The 18,355-nt window shown below is 41.9% G+C and carries 11 protein-coding genes; 7 read left to right on the top strand and 4 right to left on the bottom strand.

Annotated features, from left to right (window positions below):
• Positions 1-97: 97 nt before the first annotated feature.
• Positions 98-1,465: an MFS transporter gene (locus tag AN944_RS01875; RefSeq protein ID WP_055022878.1), complete on the bottom strand. Its 1,368-nt coding sequence runs from the start codon at positions 1,463-1,465 to the stop codon at positions 98-100.
• Positions 1,466-1,836: 371 nt separating this feature from the next.
• Here AN944_RS01875 and uvrA point away from each other — a divergent pair, with 371 nt between their 5' ends.
• The 4 genes from uvrA to AN944_RS01895 all read left to right on the top strand — a co-directional run bounded on the left by uvrA (position 1,837) and on the right by AN944_RS01895 (position 8,943).
• On the top strand, positions 1,837-4,731 hold the full coding sequence (uvrA, locus tag AN944_RS01880; protein ID WP_055022879.1) for an excinuclease ABC subunit UvrA: 2,895 nt from the start codon (positions 1,837-1,839) through the stop codon (positions 4,729-4,731).
• A 40-nt stretch (positions 4,732-4,771) separates the two neighbouring features.
• Positions 4,772-5,776 carry a M20/M25/M40 family metallo-hydrolase gene (locus AN944_RS01885; RefSeq protein ID WP_055022880.1) on the top strand — a complete coding sequence of 335 codons (1,005 nt, stop codon included), beginning with the start codon at positions 4,772-4,774 and terminating at the stop codon, positions 5,774-5,776.
• A 166-nt stretch (positions 5,777-5,942) separates the two neighbouring features.
• The gene (locus tag AN944_RS01890) at positions 5,943-7,757 is read left to right on the top strand and encodes a DEAD/DEAH box helicase (protein ID WP_055022881.1); all 1,815 of its coding nucleotides are present in this window, start codon (positions 5,943-5,945) and stop codon (positions 7,755-7,757) included.
• 127 nt (positions 7,758-7,884) lie between these two features.
• The gene (locus tag AN944_RS01895) at positions 7,885-8,943 is read left to right on the top strand and encodes a lipid A deacylase LpxR family protein (RefSeq protein ID WP_055022882.1); all 1,059 of its coding nucleotides are present in this window, start codon (positions 7,885-7,887) and stop codon (positions 8,941-8,943) included.
• Here the strand turns inward: AN944_RS01895 and AN944_RS01900 are convergent.
• On the bottom strand, positions 8,940-9,920 hold the full coding sequence (locus AN944_RS01900) for a DMT family transporter (protein ID WP_055022973.1): 981 nt from the start codon (positions 9,918-9,920) through the stop codon (positions 8,940-8,942). The genes AN944_RS01895 and AN944_RS01900 overlap by 4 nt on opposite strands.
• 214 nt (positions 9,921-10,134) lie before the next feature.
• On the opposite strand from AN944_RS01900, the gene AN944_RS01905 reads away from it, so the two are divergent.
• Positions 10,135-11,238: a phosphoribosylaminoimidazolesuccinocarboxamide synthase gene (locus AN944_RS01905; protein WP_055022883.1), complete on the top strand. Its 1,104-nt coding sequence runs from the start codon at positions 10,135-10,137 to the stop codon at positions 11,236-11,238.
• A gap of 58 nt (positions 11,239-11,296) precedes the next feature.
• Here the strand turns inward: AN944_RS01905 and AN944_RS01910 are convergent, their stop codons facing one another.
• A complete protein-coding gene (locus AN944_RS01910; protein WP_055022884.1) occupies positions 11,297-12,451 on the bottom strand; it encodes a DUF1624 domain-containing protein in 1,155 nt (384 codons plus the stop codon).
• A gap of 303 nt (positions 12,452-12,754) precedes the next feature.
• Between AN944_RS01910 and AN944_RS01920 the strand changes: the two genes are divergently transcribed.
• The gene (locus AN944_RS01920; RefSeq protein WP_055022886.1) at positions 12,755-14,887 is read left to right on the top strand and encodes a TonB-dependent siderophore receptor; all 2,133 of its coding nucleotides are present in this window, start codon (positions 12,755-12,757) and stop codon (positions 14,885-14,887) included.
• A gap of 62 nt (positions 14,888-14,949) precedes the next feature.
• Complete coding sequence (locus tag AN944_RS01925) at positions 14,950-16,068, top strand: PepSY domain-containing protein (protein WP_055022887.1); 1,119 nt, start codon at positions 14,950-14,952, stop codon at positions 16,066-16,068.
• Between the two features lie 69 nt (positions 16,069-16,137).
• On the opposite strand, the gene AN944_RS01930 is transcribed toward AN944_RS01925, so the two are convergent.
• Positions 16,138-18,318, bottom strand: a complete 2,181-nt coding sequence (locus tag AN944_RS01930) for an ExeM/NucH family extracellular endonuclease (RefSeq protein ID WP_235530831.1) — start codon at positions 18,316-18,318, stop codon at positions 16,138-16,140.
• Positions 18,319-18,355: the final 37 nt, after the last annotated feature.

Genomic DNA, 18,355 nt, shown 5'->3' on the forward strand with positions numbered 1-18,355 from the left:
TTCTAAATTTATTTATGTTCAAATTCTGTTGAATCAATTATGCCATTTTTATGTCTGTTGACACATCAACTATCACACAAAAATCCGAATTTAATTCTTAGCTGACAGAGCCTAACACAGCTCGGGCTTCTCTTAAATCGAATTGATCATCTACTTTTAAATAAGCAGCTTTCTCTTCAATCACGACAATTGCCTCAGCAACCCCTGCAAGTTGTGATAGCTGAGTTGCCATATCTTGGGCATGATTTCTATCTTTCGCTTCAGCTTCAAGCGTATAGCTTTTAAGAAGCACTGGTTTTTCCATGCCAATGGTCAATAATAACCACACAAACATCAACGCTAACGCGACATAAAAGACACCTGAAGCGCCGACCAATTGATAAGCGCCGCCACCTAACATACCGCCACAAAAAGCACCTAAAAATTGACTGGTCGAGTAAACCCCCATCGCAGAACCTTTATCGCCCATAGGACAAAACTTTGCGATTAAGCTAGGTAATGATGCCTCTAAATAGTTAAAGCCGGTAAAAAATAACACCACAGCACCACTGAGCACCCACAAATTATCAGCATAAATTCCCATAGCAGCGAGTGATAGCATCATTATAAGCAATGAGATTTGGAACATAGTTTTAGTGTTATTGCGCTTAACGCCAATAATGATCAAAGGCACCATTAAAAAGAATGCGCCAACAAAAGCGGGGAAGTACAACATCCAGTGCTTTTCTTTGACTAAGCCAGCATCAACTAAATCTAAAGGTAATGCGACAAACACCGCTGTTAATACTAAATGAAGAATAAAAATGCCCGCATCTAATCGAAATAACTGAGGGTCCATCAGCATACGTTTAAGCTTGGTCGGCGTAGCAACAGTATCCCCTTTAGGGGCTTGAGACACAGGGTTTGGTACTAAGACCTGCACAATCACCATGCCTAACACAGCTAAAATGGCAGTTAAAAAGAATAAGCCTTCAAGGCCAGCATATTGAGCGACTATCGGCCCAGCAAGTAAGGATAAAGCGAAAGAAAAGCCAATACACATCCCAATAATTGCCATGACTTTGGTTCGTTGTTCATCACGGGTTAAGTCGGCAGCGAGTGCCAATACCGCCGCAGCAATTGCTCCCATGCCCTGTAAAGCACGGCCCAGCACCACACCGTAAATATGATCAGACATCGCAGCGACAATACTACCGATAGCAAAAATGACTAAACCACCTAAAATGATAGGCTTTCGGCCATATTTGTCAGACAACATGCCCATGGGAATTTGCAAACAAGCTTGCGTTAAGCCGTATGCCCCTATGGCAATACCGACCCATAATGGCGAGAATCCTTCTAAGTGTTGGCCGTAAAGCGCAAACACAGGCATGATCATAAACAAGCCCATCATTCGTAAACCAAACACGCTGGCTAACGAAAAAGCGACTTTTTTCTCTATGCCGGATAGTCCATTCTTGGCCATTCACTTGCCCTTAATTTTGTCACAGTAAAAATTTTGAGTTGCGCATATTATCACAGCGTCCTAATTTAGCTCAAAAGGAATAATGAACCAAGCAGCAACTGATTGTCGTATTTGCTAATGAGATTAAACAAACAGGTTATAATGTGTTTTATATCCCAGTTCAGGTTATCCCGAATAGGAATGACACCGCAGAAAATGAACTAAGCACTTAGCCCTATACAACACTGTATAAAATACTGTATAAATACATCATAAAATCGACAAACCAACATAAACTATTTAGACAAAAATAGCTTAAACCCATTTAAAATTCGGCGGCTTAAAGAAGTAGCTCTCTTACCAAGCCCCTGAGAACAACATCAGAGTGAAGAATGGATACCATTGAAATTCGCGGTGCACGAACCCACAATCTAAAAAACTTTGACCTCAAAATTCCCCGTGACAAACTCATTGTCATTACAGGGCTGTCAGGTTCAGGCAAATCTTCATTGGCCTTCGACACCTTATATGCCGAAGGTCAACGCCGCTATGTTGAGTCTTTGTCAGCATACGCACGCCAATTTTTGAGTTTGATGGAAAAACCTGATGTTGATCATATTGAAGGGTTAAGCCCAGCGATTTCAATTGAACAAAAATCCACTTCACATAATCCACGTTCAACTGTGGGTACGATTACCGAAATTTATGACTACTTAAGATTATTATTTGCCCGTGTAGGTGAACCTCGCTGTCCCACTCATGGTCAGCCCCTAGCCGCACAAACAGTAAGTCAAATGGTCGATAAAGTCCTTGAGTTACCTGAAGGTAGTCGTCAGATGCTGTTGGCGCCTGTCGTTAAAGCACGTAAAGGTGAGCATGTAAAACTCCTAGAGAGTCTCGCAGCCCAAGGTTATGTGCGGGCGCGTATTGATGGCGATGTTTGTGACTTATCAGACCCACCAACCTTAGACTTACATGTAAAACACACCATTGAAGTTGTTGTTGATCGCTTCAAAGTGCGTGACGATCTTAAACAACGTTTAGCGGAATCGTTTGAAACCACCCTTGAAATGTCAGGTGGTATTGCTGTGGTCGCTGATATGGCTGGTGAAACGGAAGAGATAATCTTTTCAGCAAATTTTGCTTGCCCTCATTGTGGCTATTCAATGGCAGAACTTGAGCCACGTATTTTCTCATTCAATAACCCAGCTGGCGCTTGTCAAACCTGTGATGGCTTAGGGGTTCAACAGTATTTTGATGCCGACAGAGTGATCACCAATGGTGAGTTATCACTTGCTGGAGGTGCAATACGCGGCTGGGACAAACGTAACTTCTATTATTTTCAAATGCTCAGCTCACTGGCGGAACATTATAAGTTTGATGTTGAAACACCGTTCCAACAACTTACAGATAAAGTGCAGAAAATTGTACTCCACGGCTCTGGCAAGCAAAGCATTGCCTTTAAATATATTAATGACCGTGGCGATGTGGTGATCCGAAATCATCCATTTGAAGGCATCTTAAATAACATGGACCGCCGCTACCGTGAAACTGAAAGTAACTCGGTTCGTGATGAGCTTTCTAAATTCATTAATACACAACCGTGTAAAAGCTGTGGTGGTTCTCGCTTACGTGAAGAAGCACGTAATGTCTTTATTGGCGAACTAACACTACCTCAATTGACGCAGTGGTCTATTGGCGAAGCCATGACCTACTTTAACGGTGTCGAATTTTCAGGGCAAAAAGCACAAATTGCCGAAAAAATCTTAAAAGAAGTGGGTGATCGACTCGGGTTCCTCGTTAATGTGGGATTAAATTACTTAAGCTTAGATCGTTCAGCAGACACACTATCAGGTGGGGAAGCGCAGCGGATCCGGTTAGCGAGCCAAATTGGCGCCGGACTCGTTGGTGTCATGTATGTATTAGATGAACCCTCTATTGGCCTGCATCAGCGTGATAATGAGCGCTTACTTAATACCTTAATCCATCTTCGTGATCTAGGTAATACCGTGATTGTAGTTGAGCATGACGAGGATGCCATTCGCATGGCAGATCATGTTATCGATATTGGCCCTGGCGCAGGAGTGCACGGTGGTGAAGTTATTTGTTCTGGTGGCTTAAACGATATCATCGAATGTGAAGAATCGATCACAGGTCAGTACATTTCGGGTAAAAAACAGATCCATGTCAGTGAGCAGCGCACCCCAATAGACCCGAAAAAGGTCATTGAGCTCACTGGAGCAACGGGTAATAACCTTAAAAATGTCGATTTAACGATTCCTATCGGGCTATTCACTTGTGTAACTGGGGTATCTGGTTCTGGTAAGTCGACCCTAATTAACGATACTTTTTATAAAATTGCTCACCGCATGCTTAATGGCGCCACAATTGATGAGCCCGCTCCGCATAAAAGTATTAAGGGCATGGAGCAATGCGACAAGGTCGTTGATATCGATCAAAGCCCAATTGGTCGAACACCTCGTTCAAACCCAGCCACATATACGGGCATTTTTACTCCGATACGTGAGCTATTTGCCGCAACACAAGAGTCGCGTAGCCGTGGTTACCAACCTGGCCGTTTCTCATTTAACGTAAAAGGTGGACGCTGTGAAGCTTGTCAGGGCGACGGGCTCATTAAAGTAGAAATGCACTTTTTACCTGACGTGTATGTGCCATGTGATTCATGTAAAGGCAAACGCTATAATCGTGAAACCTTAGACGTGAAATACAAAGGCAAAAACATCCACGAAGTGCTGCAAATGACCATCGAAGAAGCACGTGTATTCTTTGACCCTATTCCAGCCATTGCACGTAAACTGCAAACCTTAGTTGATGTCGGCTTATCGTATATTTGCCTCGGACAAAGCGCCACGACCTTATCAGGCGGTGAAGCCCAGAGAGTCAAACTTGCTAAAGAACTGTCTAAGCGTGATACGGGTAAAACCTTATATATTCTTGATGAACCAACAACCGGGTTGCACTTTGCTGATATTCAGTTATTACTTGATGTATTACATAGACTAAAAGCCAAAGGTAATACTATTGTTGTTATTGAGCACAATTTAGATGTGATCAAAACAGCCGACTGGATTGTGGACTTAGGGCCAGAAGGTGGTTCAGGCGGCGGGACAATACTCGTAACAGGTACGCCTGAAGATGTCGCTATAAACACTGAGTCGCATACCGCACGCTTTTTACAGCCACTGTTGGAGAAAATGCCACAAGTTACTGAGGCAAAACCCAAGAAAGCGGCGAAAAAGACGATAAAAAAATCTGTTAAAAAATAAGCTATCAAGCAACATCGGACGATAAGCCAGAGGGAACGAAATGGAATTTCTAATCAAGCCTCTGGCTAATGCGATTACTGTTATCAACAAGGGTATTCGCTTCGCGCTTAAATTACTGAGCCTGATGATGATATTGTCGCTATCTGCTTGTGCCTCTAAAAACTGCGGCAATCAACCTATCAGTCTTTGGGCAGATAAAAGCCAACTGCTCGAAGATATACGTATTTTAACTAGCCCTGAATTTGAAGGACGTAAAACCAATACGCTTGGCGCCGAGCAATCTCGGCAATATCTCATCAAACGCTTTCAAGAACTCGAACTTACCCCTTGGCAAGATTCGTTTTTAGTCCCCTTTCAATATCGGTCAAACTTCGCTGATAAAGAAGGGATAAATGTTATTGGCACAGTTAGAGCCGAAAATGATAGCCAACGATGGCGAGTGATTACCGCCCATTACGACCACCTTGGCAAAAAAGGCAATAAAATATTTGCTGGTGCAGATGACAATGCTTCAGGCGTTGCTGCTATGCTAGCCATCGCCGAGCATTGGCAGTCAAATGGTGATGACAAGGTTAACTTAATGCTTGTAGCAACCGACGCTGAAGAGTCAGGCTTATATGGTTCTTATGCGGTGGTTGAACAGTTAACAGCACAACCTAGCATGCAGATAGAAATGTCGATAAATTTAGACATGGTAGGTCACCCTTCAAGACCAAAGTCCATTTATATAGAAGGCGAGAGAAATTTAACTGAATTTAATCAGCTTAAATATCAACTCCAAGACTATAATCAATTGTGTGTCAGAGAAAGTCGTTCAAGAATGCAAAACGGCAGCATGGTAAAAATTGACTGGTTACGAGCTTCGGATCATTACCCGTTTCATAAGGCAGGGATTCCATGGCTTTATTTAGGTGTTCCTACCCATAAATATTACCACACGGTAGAAGATACAATTGAAACACTGGATATCGGATTTTTAGCCGCCGTCACTGAGACCGCTTTTGAATTAATCTCAGTGGATAAGCAACAAATTGCTTTTCAATAATCAGGCCAATTTTAGTTTTATATTGAAAATATATAGTCATAGAGGCTAAAGCTTGCTATAATATTGCCCCTTTGACGCGGGAAATCGACACGGGGTTGATTTTCTGTCTGTGAAACTTTAGCACGAATGCGACTATTTTCGTGCATACCCACAAGGCTACAACTCAATGTCATCCGATGAAAGAACTTTCCGCGAACTTGGTTTATCCGAGAATTTGCTTCGTGCCCTTGACGATTTAGGTTACGAAAAACCAACACCAATTCAAGCTGCTAGTATCGATCCTTTAATGGAAGGTAAAGATATTTTAGGTCAAGCTCAAACTGGTACTGGTAAAACTGGTGCATTCGCACTACCACTACTTAATAGTGTCGATCAAAAACTCAATGCTCCTCAAATCTTAGTATTGGCTCCAACTCGTGAGTTAGCAGTACAAGTTGCTGAAGCATTTGGTAGCTACGCAAAACACATGAAAGGCTTCCATGTACTACCTATTTACGGTGGTCAAAGCATGCATCAACAACTTAGTGCGCTACGTCGTGGCCCACAAGTCGTTGTTGGTACGCCTGGTCGTGTAATGGACCACATGCGTCGTGGCACACTGAAACTTGATGCGCTTAAAGCATTAGTACTTGATGAAGCTGATGAAATGCTAAAAATGGGCTTCATCGACGATATCGAATGGGTACTTGAGCACAAGCCAGCTGAAAGCCAATTAGCACTTTTCTCTGCAACTATGCCAGAGCAAATCAAGCGTGTTGCTAACAAGCACCTTAACAAGCCTGTTCATATCAGCATCGCAGCAAGTCATACGACTGTTGAATCTATTGAACAACGTTTTGTTCAAGTATCTCAACACAACAAGCTTGAAGCATTAGTCCGTGTATTAGAAGTTGAAAATACAGAAGGTATTATCATCTTCGTACGTACTCGTAATAGCTGTGTTGAACTAGCAGAAAAATTAGAAGCTCGTGGTTACGCTTCTTCACCATTACATGGTGACATGAACCAACAAGCACGTGAACGTGCTGTTGACCAGCTAAAACGTGGCAAGCTAGATATTCTTATTGCGACAGACGTTGCAGCCCGTGGTCTTGACGTTGAACGTATTGGACACGTAGTAAACTACGATATCCCATATGATTCAGAAGCTTATGTACACCGTATTGGTCGTACAGGTCGTGCTGGCCGTACTGGTATGGCAATTCTTTTCGTTACTAATCGTGAAATGCGTATGTTACGTACCATTGAACGTGCAACGAACAGCCGTATTTCGCCAATGAAAGTACCTAGCCCAGAAACAGTAACAGAGCGTCGTTTATCTCGTTTAGGCGAGCAAGTTCAAGAAACCATTAATGGTGACTTAGACTTCATGAAGAACGCAGTAGCTGAATTATGTCAACAGCTTGAAATCGATACAGATTTACTTGCTGCGGCATTATTACAACAAGTTCAGGCTGAACGTCCTTTACAACTTCCTCCAATTCAAGAGCGTCAACGTGATTCACGTGACCGCGATCGTGATGGTGGCAGAGATCGCAACAGCCGTCGTGATTCACGTGGTGGCCGCCCAATGCCTACAAGCTTTGGTAGTGCAGAAGGCTTAAAAGATAAGCCTGATGTTAAAATGTGTCGTTACGTAATTGAAGTAGGCCGTGATAATGGCGTTGGTGTAGGTAACATCGTTGGTGCAATTGCTAACGAAGCTAATATCGACAGTCAGTTCATTGGTCAAATTCAGTTATTCGACCAAGTGACTTCAATTGACTTACCAGACGGTATGCCAAAAGATGTGTTAACACACCTTCGTAAAGTACGTGTTTGTGGTAAGCCACTTAACATCAAAGAAGCAAGTGACACTCCATTCCCAGAGTCTACACGTAGCGACCGTCCACGTCGTCCACGTAATGACCGTTCTCGTGGTGATCGTAATGATCGTCCTCGTGGCGACCGTCGTCCACGTAAACCACGTGACAGCGAGTAATTGATCACAGTATCAACAATCTGTTGAAACCCTGTAATAAAAATGGAGCTTAGGCTCCATTTTTTTATGCTGTTTTCTGTATAATCCTTCGCTCATTTTGATACCTACTGATACATAGTTTTATTTCATGTTACTAAGCACATACCTAGCCAAACATATTACTCGCGCACTTGCACTAATATGCAGTGTTTTACCTATTGTTGTGTCTGCAGATCAACATCAGCAGGTTTTAGCGACATCAAATGGTGACTGGGTACAGTTCAGTTTTGAGAATGATGCATTTGGCCTTATTAATACCAGTGATAATGGCTACAGCAATGGTTTAGAGTGGAGTTGGGGTAAGGCAATCGTCGATGATTTTGATGAGCTTAACATGCCCACTTGGCTCACAGGTCTTTATGGTTACAGTTATTTAAACCATGGTGCATCAAGACAGTATCAAATTAGCTATAGTGTATCCCAGCGCATGTACACCCCTGATGACCTACAACAAGCGGAACTCATAGATTCAGACAGGCCATATGCTGGCACCTTATTATGGCAATCTACATTACGTAGTTTTGGTGATGGTATCGCCGATAATTTAAGCATAACTTTAGGTCTTGTCGGGCCAGGTTCACTTGCTGAGCAAACTCAAAAACAAGTTCACGAAATCATTGATGCCAAAGAGCCAATGGGCTGGGATAATCAGTTAAGTAATGAGCCTGTATTCAGAGTTGAAGCACAACGCCTCTATCAATGGGCATACACCCCAATTTCAGAAAATGTCGAGTTTGATACTGTTATTCATGGAAATGCGGCAATAGGTAATTTAATGAGTGATGTTGGAGCTGGTATGTCATTTCGTATCGGTAACATTCTGTCTCACAGTTATGCCTTCGTAACGCAAGCTGCATCAAGAAGTAACAATGGATACCAAGTAAAACCTGCTAGCGAGTTAAGCTGGCAGCTGTTTTTGACCTTGTATGGACGTTATGTATTTAACGATATAACCCTTGATGGCAATAACTTTACAGATAGCCACTCAGTCGAACTGACGAACCAGCAAGCAATGATCAATTCAGGATTTATGCTTAACTGGCAAAACTGGGGGTTAACCTTTTCAGTCATTCGTGGCACTGAGCAATATAAAGATCAGCCAAGTACTGCCAATTTTGCAGCAGTCAATATCAACTACCGTTTCTAACGATACCTGTCAGCTGATGGCTGCTTGCGCTTTTGCTGCAATAAAGGCCATATCTGCATGGCAAAAACAGCGCCGACAATTAAGATAATCCCAAGCAATGACCAAGCATCAATGGCATCAGCCCTAAAGGTGTTGGGCCATAAGTTTATCTTTACCACCAGACTATTAGCAATGAAACTCAACACAGGTGTCAGAGCCAGCATAGCGCTGACTTGCGCTGTGGGCCAATACTTGATGGCTTGTCCAAAGCTACCGTAAGCAATCAATGTATTGGCTGCGCAGAATAAAATAATAAACCACTCAGATGAGTTCATCTTAGAGAATTGGCTGAAATCACAGAATGGCGCCATCACGACAACACCCAAACCATAGATATATAGCAATACGTTATTAGGCGATAACTTAGCGATCAGCGACTTTTGCAATAAAGCATAACTGGTCCAAGAAAGTACAGAGAACTGCACGATTAACACCCCAAAACCAATTTGACTATTATCACTGGCAGACATATCAAGACTTGGATGGAAAAACAGTAATACTCCCAAGGCCAGAGTTGCAAAACAGCTCAACTGCACCGCAGTTAAACGCTCCTTAAAAAATAACGCACCACCGAAAGCAAGGTAAAATGGCGCAGTCTGAAAGTTAAGTTGTGCAGTACCTGGCGATAAATAATCTAAGGAATACACAAACGAAGTGTAGTTACACATGAGTAAAATGCCGGCGGCACTGAGCTTAACCCAATCCCCTCGTGAAAGTGACATGAACTGACGTAAATACCCTAGATGCCACATCACCAAAAAGGTCACGATAAATGCCACTAAAAATCGAAACCAAGTCAAGGTAACCGGATCGATAAAATTTCCAGAGAGTGTTAACGCTATCGGTAATATGCCCCAAAAAATGACGGCAATAGACACAAAAAATAAACCGAGTTTGGTAGGATGCACAGAATGTCTCACAGATGTTAACAAGAGTATAAACTGCAATATCTTGCCTGATACAGACCAACGAATAAAGCATTAAAAACTAATATTAAGCCCCTCAGTATTCGCTATACAGGATTAAGAGTTTAGCCCTGTTATAAGCATGGAAATCTGGATTAATAAGGGTAAAATAGCCGCCATTAAAATACCGACATATCCTGTTATTAAAGGATAGCTCCCTACACTTAACCTCTAAGGAATACTGGTCATGAGTCTTGCTGATTCAGTTCTCGCAATTAACAATGATTTGCCTATTCGTACCGACAAACCGGTACACAGTGGCAAGGTCCGCAGTGTTTATTGGCTAACCGATACTGATAGTCGCCGCCTTATTAAAGACAAAGGCTACGATGTTCCAGCGGATACACCGTTAGCCATCATGGTGATAAGTGATCGCATTTCAGCATTTGATTGTATTTTCCATGGCGAAGGTAACCTGCAAGGTATTCCTGGTAAAGGCGCAGCACTGAATGCGATTTCTAACCACTGGTTTACCTTGTTTGCAGAGCATGGCTTAGCAGACAGCCATATCCTAGACATCCCACATCCATTTGTTTGGATAGTACAAAAAGCACGACCAATTAAAGTTGAAGCAATTTGTCGCCAATACATTACTGGCTCGATGTGGCGTGCATATGCAAAAGGTGAGCGTGAATTTTGCGGCATCACCTTACCTGAAGGCTTAGAAAAAGATCAAAAACTGCCTGAGCTGTTAATCACTCCTTCTACCAAAGGGATTTTAACAGGTATTCCTGGGGTTCCAGAGCAAGATGATGTCAACATCAGTCGTGCAGACATTGAAGCCAATGTGGAAGCATTTGGGTTTGAAAAGTCATCCGATATCGATTTATACGAAAAACTGCTTAAAGAGGGCTTTAACGTAATTTCAGATGCCTTAGCTAGCCACGACCAGATGTTTGTCGATACCAAGTTTGAATTTGGTTACGTAGATGACAAAGAAGGTAATTCGAAACTGATTTACATGGATGAAGTGGGTACGCCTGATTCATCACGTATTTGGGATGGCCCAGCTTACCGTGACGGTAAGATTGTAGAAAACTCAAAAGAAGGTTTCCGTCAGTTCTTACTCAATCACTTTGATGATGCAGACATTTTATTAAATAAAGACAGAATGCCTGAACGTGAAGCATTAGCACGTGACAACGATCTACCTCTTGAAGCGATGATGAATGTATCGCGTACCTATACCGGTGTTGCAGAAAAAGTCACAGGTAGCAGCATTAAGCTTCCTGAAAACCCTAAAGCCGATATCATTAAAGTTTTACGTGAAAATTACGACTTAATCGACTAAAAATGAATTTCGCAGAGTAAAAAGGCGCCTAATGGCGCCTTTTTACTGGCTGTGACCTTTAGAAGTACTTAATCCAACCCTGTTTACTTTGATGCTTATATTGACTAAACCACTTGGTGGGAAAATACAGTAATACCGCTAAAATAACTGTCGTAATCCATACCCAACTAATGTCTGTAAATCCATATAAATCACCATAGTTTGGCCCAATTACATTTACTGCAAATCGGTACATAACAAGTAATAAATACAAATGAACAATATAGAAAAACATCGGCGCTGAGCCAAAGGTAGACAAGACTTTACCGTAACGCGGATTTACTTTTTCAAGTGCACGTAAGCAGAATAAAGTGCCGCCAATAGTCACTAATAAGAAAGCTAAAGAAGGTGGGTATTTAGTTAAATTAAACACCGACTTCAGCGTCATCAGTATACTGTCACCTTGCTGCCAATCTAAGGTTTCACCATAAATATTAAAACCACGCAAAATAGCGAAAATAACAAAACAGCTTAGACCAAGTTGAATAAGGATTTTGTGACGCTGTTTATCTTCAAATGAAGCACTGTATATTGGCGCCATAACATAGCCTAACAGTATCACGCCTATCCAAGGCAACACGGGATAACTAGCTCTAATTCCAATAAAGTCATTAGGTAAAATATTACCGCGATCATGCAATATCGCCCATAACGTGTAACCCCACTCACCTGGTGAGAACTGTATAGGCGTTAACATGTTGTGGCCAAATACGATGACTAGGCCAATCACACCAAGCCAAACTCGAGGTAAGCCAATCAGTAATGCGAGTGCTAGCATACTAATACCAATCGCCCACATAACCTGTAGCCAAATCATCTCGTAATTACCCATCCACTGAAAAGTAATCACGGTGCATTCTAAGGCAATAATAAACAGACCACGCTTAATTAAAAAAGACCTTGCTGAGCGCTCTGGCCCAAACTGAGGATGACTATATAACCAAGCTGACACACCAGTTAAGAAGACAAAAGTCGGTGCACAAAAATGTGCAGCAAATCGACTGATAAATAACCCTGTACTGGTACTGTCTAAGGTCATTGGGTCAGTCACTTGTTCATGAAAGAAAAATCGCTCCCTGACATGATCTAACAACATGATTAACATCACGATACCACGCATGATATCAATACTATCAATACGCTTTTTAAGTACTGATTGACTTACAGTATTCATTTATTGGGTTCTCTTTGGGAACTTAAGAATGATCATTATTAGCCACAAATGTGCTTCTATCACTATAACAATCATCTGCAAACGGGTTTGTTCTTTATCGAAAATAGCCCATAAAGCCATCTCAAATAACAGTGAAAAATTTTCAAAAAATTTACAATTTAGCTCATTTGTAAATGATAATGATTTTCATTCATTTTTTGTTAACTTTTCTTTATCATTTGGTGCAAATACTCCATTTGCAATAACAATTGCCCATTCTAGTGAAAAGCACTGTGCTTTCACAGCAGTTAAGATGATGAAAATATGAAACTAAGTCCTATTTACTTATCCATGTTATGCGCTTTAAGTGCATTACAAAGCGTATCAGCAGAAGAAATTAATGAAACTGATAATCAGAATCAGCCGAGCAATCTAGAAGTGATTGAAGTTAAAGGCCGATATATTGAAGGTTATAACGCTCACTCAGCAAGTGGAGCTTCTCGATTAGACTTAGCAATTGTTGACATTCCTCAATCCGTTTCTGTTATCACAAGCGCGCAGCTACAGGATTTTCAGTTAAATGATATTAACTCTGCATTAGATAGCGCTACCGGTATTAATGTTGAGCGTATCGAAACTGATCGAACTTACTACACGGCACGTGGTTTTGATGTCACCAACTTTCAAATTGATGGCGTCGGTTTACCACTAACCAATGGTAATAACCACGCAGATGAAGATACTGCGATTTATGACCGTATTGAAGTTATCCGTGGTGCAAATGGCCTAATGACTGGTGTCGGTAATCCATCTGCCACCATTAACTTTATTCGTAAACGCCCTACGGCACAAAGTAACCTTAATTTACGAGCGAGTTACGGAAGCTGGGATAACAAACGCATAGAAGCCGATGGCACTTACGTAATTAATGATACTTTTGCAGCAAGAGCTGTTGCCGTCAAGCAAACCAAAGATTCATATTTAGACAGATATGAAACTGACAAGACGATTATGTATGCCTTTCTCGAAGCCAACTTGGGTGACAATACATCATTATCTATTAGTCACAGTTATATAAATAATGATGCTAAAGGCAATAACTGGGGCGCTTTGCCACTTTTCTATACTGATGGCAGCCCAACCAATTATGATCGCTCAACCAATACTTCAGCTGACTGGTCAAATTGGCAAGTTGTCAAAAACAATACTGTCGCAGAGCTAAGCCATTACTTTAATAATGACTGGCATTTACGTGCAACCTACTCACACCGCACCACCGATGAAGATACTGAGCTCTTCTATGTATATGGCACACCAGATAAAGAAACCGAGCTCGGATTAACTGGTTATGGCAGTGAGTATGATCTTGATGATGAACATGATTTAGTCGACGTATATTTAAATGGTGACTTTGAACTGTTTGGAAGAGACCATCAGCTGGTCGTGGGTGTGAACTATGCGAAAGTAAGTTATATCGACACATCCTTATATGATTACACCACTGGTAATGGTTTCCCAGCAATGCCAGATCTCAACACCTGGGATGGTAATACTCCTAAACCAACTTTTGCTGACGGCCTGAGTGGCAGTGATGTTGAAGCGACCCAAAAAGCGGCTTACTTCACCGGTAGATTTAATTTATTCGAAGGTTTCCACTTGATTGCTGGCGGTCGCTTTAATGACTGGCAGGTTGATGGAGAAGCTTATGGTAATGATCAAACTGTAGAAGATGCTGAATTCATTCCTTATGTTGGCGCAGTTTATAATATCATTCCTGAACTTTCAGCCTATGCGAGTTATACCGAAACATTCACCTCTCAAACAGAAAAAGATATCAATAACAACATCTTGAAACCTGTTACGGGCGAAAGCAGCGAAATAGGGCTAAAAAGTGAGTTATTTGATGGCAGGTTGATCACCACTGTGGCTTACTTCAATGTCATTCAAACCAACTTAGCGACGCTAGACCCAGATACCGCTGAGCTTCCACCGACTGAACAGCGTTATTACGGTGCAGATGGCATCGAGAGTAAAGGCTTTGAACTTGATGTCGCTGGCGAAGTTTACCCAGGATTAAATGTGAGTCTTGGCTACACTGACTTTGATATCAGTACTAGCGACGAAACGAATCAGGTAGCTAATTACACTCCTGAAAAATTATTCAAGTTAGGCACCACTTATGAAATTCCATTCTTAGAAGGCTTAACAATTGGTGCAAACATGCGCTGGCAGGATGATATTTTCCGCTACCAAGAACCAACGAAAACAGTTGTGACTACGCAAGATGCGTATGCCATTGTTGATCTGATGGCTCGTTATGAGTTTAACGAAAATATTGAGCTAAGCGTTAATGCTAAAAACATCACCGACGAGAAATACTTAACGAGCCTATACTGGGCGCAAGGTTTCTATGGTGCTCCAACAAATTATAGCGCGACATTAAGCTGGAAATTATAAGCTGATGTAGAGGCTTCTTGCTGTAAAGCAAGAAGCCTTTTTTGATCCAATTAGAGTCAATTATGAGAAAAACATTATTTAAATGGCACTCCTATGGAGCCTTAATTGCGATGCTGCCGTTATTGATCATTTCAATAACTGGCAGCATTTTGGTTTTTAAGGTCGAAATAGACAGCCTTTTGCGCCCATCGCATATGATCGTTGATGCCACAGCAACCAGCGAGCGAGTCAGCTTAGATACCTTGATGCAAACGACACTGGCTGCAAATCCAGGTTACGAGCTAGGTGGATGGGAATTATTTGACGATAAGCACCGTTCAGATGCAGGTTACTTGATTAAGCATGGCACTGAACAATGGGAAAAGATTTATATCAATCAATATAACGGCGAGTTATTGTCAGTCTCCCAGCCAATGGGACACTACATCACTGATTGGTTGCTCGAATTGCATTACACCTTTTTACTCGATGTTAAAGGCGCTTGGGCTGGGTTTGCTGCCGCACTGATCATGTTATTTTTAGGGATCAGCGGCATCATTTTATACCGTCGTTTTTGGGCAAAGTTGTTCACCATGCGCTTTAAAGCCGTTAAGCGTGTTTTATTTAGTGATATTCACAAGTTCATCGGCATTTTAAGCTCACCAATTTTAATCATCATGGCTTTTACCGGCGGCTACTGGAACATTGCTGGCATCTTGCATGAAATAAACGAACACGGTGATGGCGGCCATGTGTACATCACTGCTCCACTTCATAGCCCTGAGATTTCTTTCGAGTCATTGCGGCTAAAAAGCCATGCTGAAATACCCAGTTACCAAGCTGGCTACTTGGCTATGCCCCATGAACCCGAACGAGATATTACTTTTTATGGCGCAGTACAAAGCAGTAACCCTTTGCATAGTGAGTACGCAAGCACTGTCAGTTTTGACAAAACCACAGGCAAACTCCTTAATAAACAAGATATTCGAGAAACGGGTTTATTAATGGTGTTTTTAGACAGTTTTAGAAAACTGCACTTTGGTTACTTTGGCGGACTCATTACTCGTATTATTTGGTGTATTGTAGGGTTAATGCCAGTACTACTAGGCTTCACAGGCTTATATTTATATTGGAATCGGCGTCAGCAAAAATCCGCATCCAAACGGGCCAGAGTGGCCATAGACTCTCAGCCAGTGGCTTGAAGTGACAACAACCAATAAAAAGGAGCCTAAGGCTCCTTTTTTACTAACCTACCATACCCAATCTCGCCATTAGTGATGAGCTGACTCATTTTGAAGCCTAAACGTACGGCCAAGGCATAAGGTCAATAAAAGTAATAAACCCAAGTAACCTAAACTGCCACCAGCATCTTGTTTAATTTCACCGACTTTTACTTTTGATACTGCCGCTTGAGGGTATGCCAGCGCAATGAGCACTGGATCATGATCTGATGAAGAGTAAACATTATCAGACTTGGCTAGCTCTCCGGTATATTTACTGCTGTATTCGAACAAGTTAGATTCAACCGCATTGATATGCCAATCTTCAATGGCTACCATACGTGCTGCTAAGCTGGCATTACCTAAGGCGTGGTCTAAATTGCCTAGTTCACCTCGATAACTGTATGAGTACGTCGCTGCGCCATGGGCTTGCGTATTTAAATTAATAAACCCATAGCCTTTATCAATTACCTGGCCTGTTGCTTCATACTCAACGCCATTTAAACGGGTATATGATGCCGTTTTAATGACTCGTTCACTTAGCGCTGCATCATAATCAGTTAGCACTGCTAATGGATCTTCTTTGCCATAGGCATTTAAATCACCAATAACCAATACATCCCCTTCTATGTCTTTAACCGACTCGCCTATGACCTTAGCAGCAGAGACTCGAAACGCATTACACTTGCCTTGTAAATCTACTGGCTCTGATTCTTCATTGAAGCTTAACCAATCTTCGACACAGCCTGAGCCTTTAGATTTAAAGTGATTCACTACGATTGTCAGTTTTTGCTCATCAATCATAAAAGCTTGCATTAAGCTATGGCGCTGGTATTTATGATATGCAGGGTTCGTTTCTTTTACATCGCCAATTCTACGTGTAATCACCCCTTCTTCTAGATGCTGTTCAGGTGTTGGTATCACCTTTGCTTTTCCATCTAAAGTCACCACAGAAGGTCGATATAATATACCGACAGCAATAGCATCTGAGCCGACAAAACCGCCATTGTCAGTGACTTCAACAAATTGATAAGCAAGTTCAGCAGGCAGCTTTGCATTAAGCGCTGTAACTAAGTTTTGAATGGCGCTTAATTCACCAAAGCCATTATTCTCAACTTCCATTAAACCGATAATATCTGCATTCATTGCCGCCATTGCATTAACGATTTTTGTCCGTTGCAATCGCATTTCTGACTCAACTTTTGCCCCTCGGTTATGGCCTAATGGGTTAGCATCTCCGCCAAATTCGCTATTAAAGAAGTTCAGCACATTAAAACTGGCGACCCGAATATCACCTTGGTTTGCAATCATAGGTGCCGCCGTTCTGTCTTGATTACGAATAAAGTCGCTAGCATTGATGCTATTGGTTGGCATCAAACGGTATTGATCGTAGCTATAGCCAATGACTCCTTCAATGTTGGTCAAGGTATCTCCGATACGAATATAACCGTTATCGGCATTAAAATTTGAAAAATACGGCACCTCGCCATGCGCAGCTTTATAGTCAGATTCAACCACAAGTTGATTGCTGAGATTGGCACTGTGTAATGCGATTGCGTCAGTGGATAAAGGTGAATAAACCTGGGTGGCTTTCATTAATGGTGCTTGATGTGACAACACCATGTTATTACGGTATGAATCATAATCGAGGCTAAATGAACGTGTGACTTTCATATCACTCGCTGTTGTTAACACAACTTTCATGCCTTCAAATCGCTCAAGAGCTTGAGCCAAACTTTGACCTTCGGGAACCAATAAAGGCGTAGCAGCAAGCTCACCAACATGGTTACCGAGTGTAAATTTTTGCTGTTGTTCTATATTGATTTGGGTAAAGCCTGAATACTCTTGTACTTTACCTGTGACACAGACTTCCATCCCTGGGACGATTTCTTCGGGTGCAGACGCTCCCCAATGCACAAAAATACCGTCTGATGCTAAAGGTGAACCTGCAGCGAGAGGATCTTGAATAAAGAAACCTTTGTATAATCTATCAGCTCGAGCTGTTACTACGCCTCGAGTGGTTAATTCATTAACCGATTCATTTGTGCCTTCCACCACAAACGGGCTACTGCTTCCTGCGCCTTGGATCTGAGAAATCGGAGTAATCGAGGCAGCTTCACATAACACATTACTCGCCGTTGACGCTGCTTCATTGACCGTTTTAGCTTGTAACCACATCGGCATGGACAACGTAATCCCTAGCGATACTGCCGATAACATCCTTAATCTCATTGACCACTCCAACTCATTATTTTTCTGCTTTGTAATA

Origin of the sequence: Shewanella sp. P1-14-1 (genome assembly GCF_001401775.1) — a bacterium.
GTDB lineage: Bacteria > Pseudomonadota > Gammaproteobacteria > Enterobacterales > Shewanellaceae > Shewanella > Shewanella japonica.

Coding starts and splice junctions, on each gene's coding strand:
- AN944_RS01875 (WP_055022878.1), bottom strand. CDS start 1,465: ATGGCCAAGAATGGACTATCCGGCATAGAGAAAAAAGTCGCTTTTTCG.
- uvrA (WP_055022879.1), top strand. CDS start 1,837: ATGGATACCATTGAAATTCGCGGTGCACGAACCCACAATCTAAAAAAC.
- AN944_RS01885 (WP_055022880.1), top strand. CDS start 4,772: ATGGAATTTCTAATCAAGCCTCTGGCTAATGCGATTACTGTTATCAAC.
- AN944_RS01890 (WP_055022881.1), top strand. CDS start 5,943: ATGTCATCCGATGAAAGAACTTTCCGCGAACTTGGTTTATCCGAGAAT.
- AN944_RS01895 (WP_055022882.1), top strand. CDS start 7,885: ATGTTACTAAGCACATACCTAGCCAAACATATTACTCGCGCACTTGCA.
- AN944_RS01905 (WP_055022883.1), top strand. CDS start 10,135: ATGAGTCTTGCTGATTCAGTTCTCGCAATTAACAATGATTTGCCTATT.
- AN944_RS01910 (WP_055022884.1), bottom strand. CDS start 12,451: ATGAATACTGTAAGTCAATCAGTACTTAAAAAGCGTATTGATAGTATT.
- AN944_RS01920 (WP_055022886.1), top strand. CDS start 12,755: ATGAAACTAAGTCCTATTTACTTATCCATGTTATGCGCTTTAAGTGCA.
- AN944_RS01925 (WP_055022887.1), top strand. CDS start 14,950: ATGAGAAAAACATTATTTAAATGGCACTCCTATGGAGCCTTAATTGCG.
- AN944_RS01930 (WP_235530831.1), bottom strand. CDS start 18,318: ATGAGATTAAGGATGTTATCGGCAGTATCGCTAGGGATTACGTTGTCC.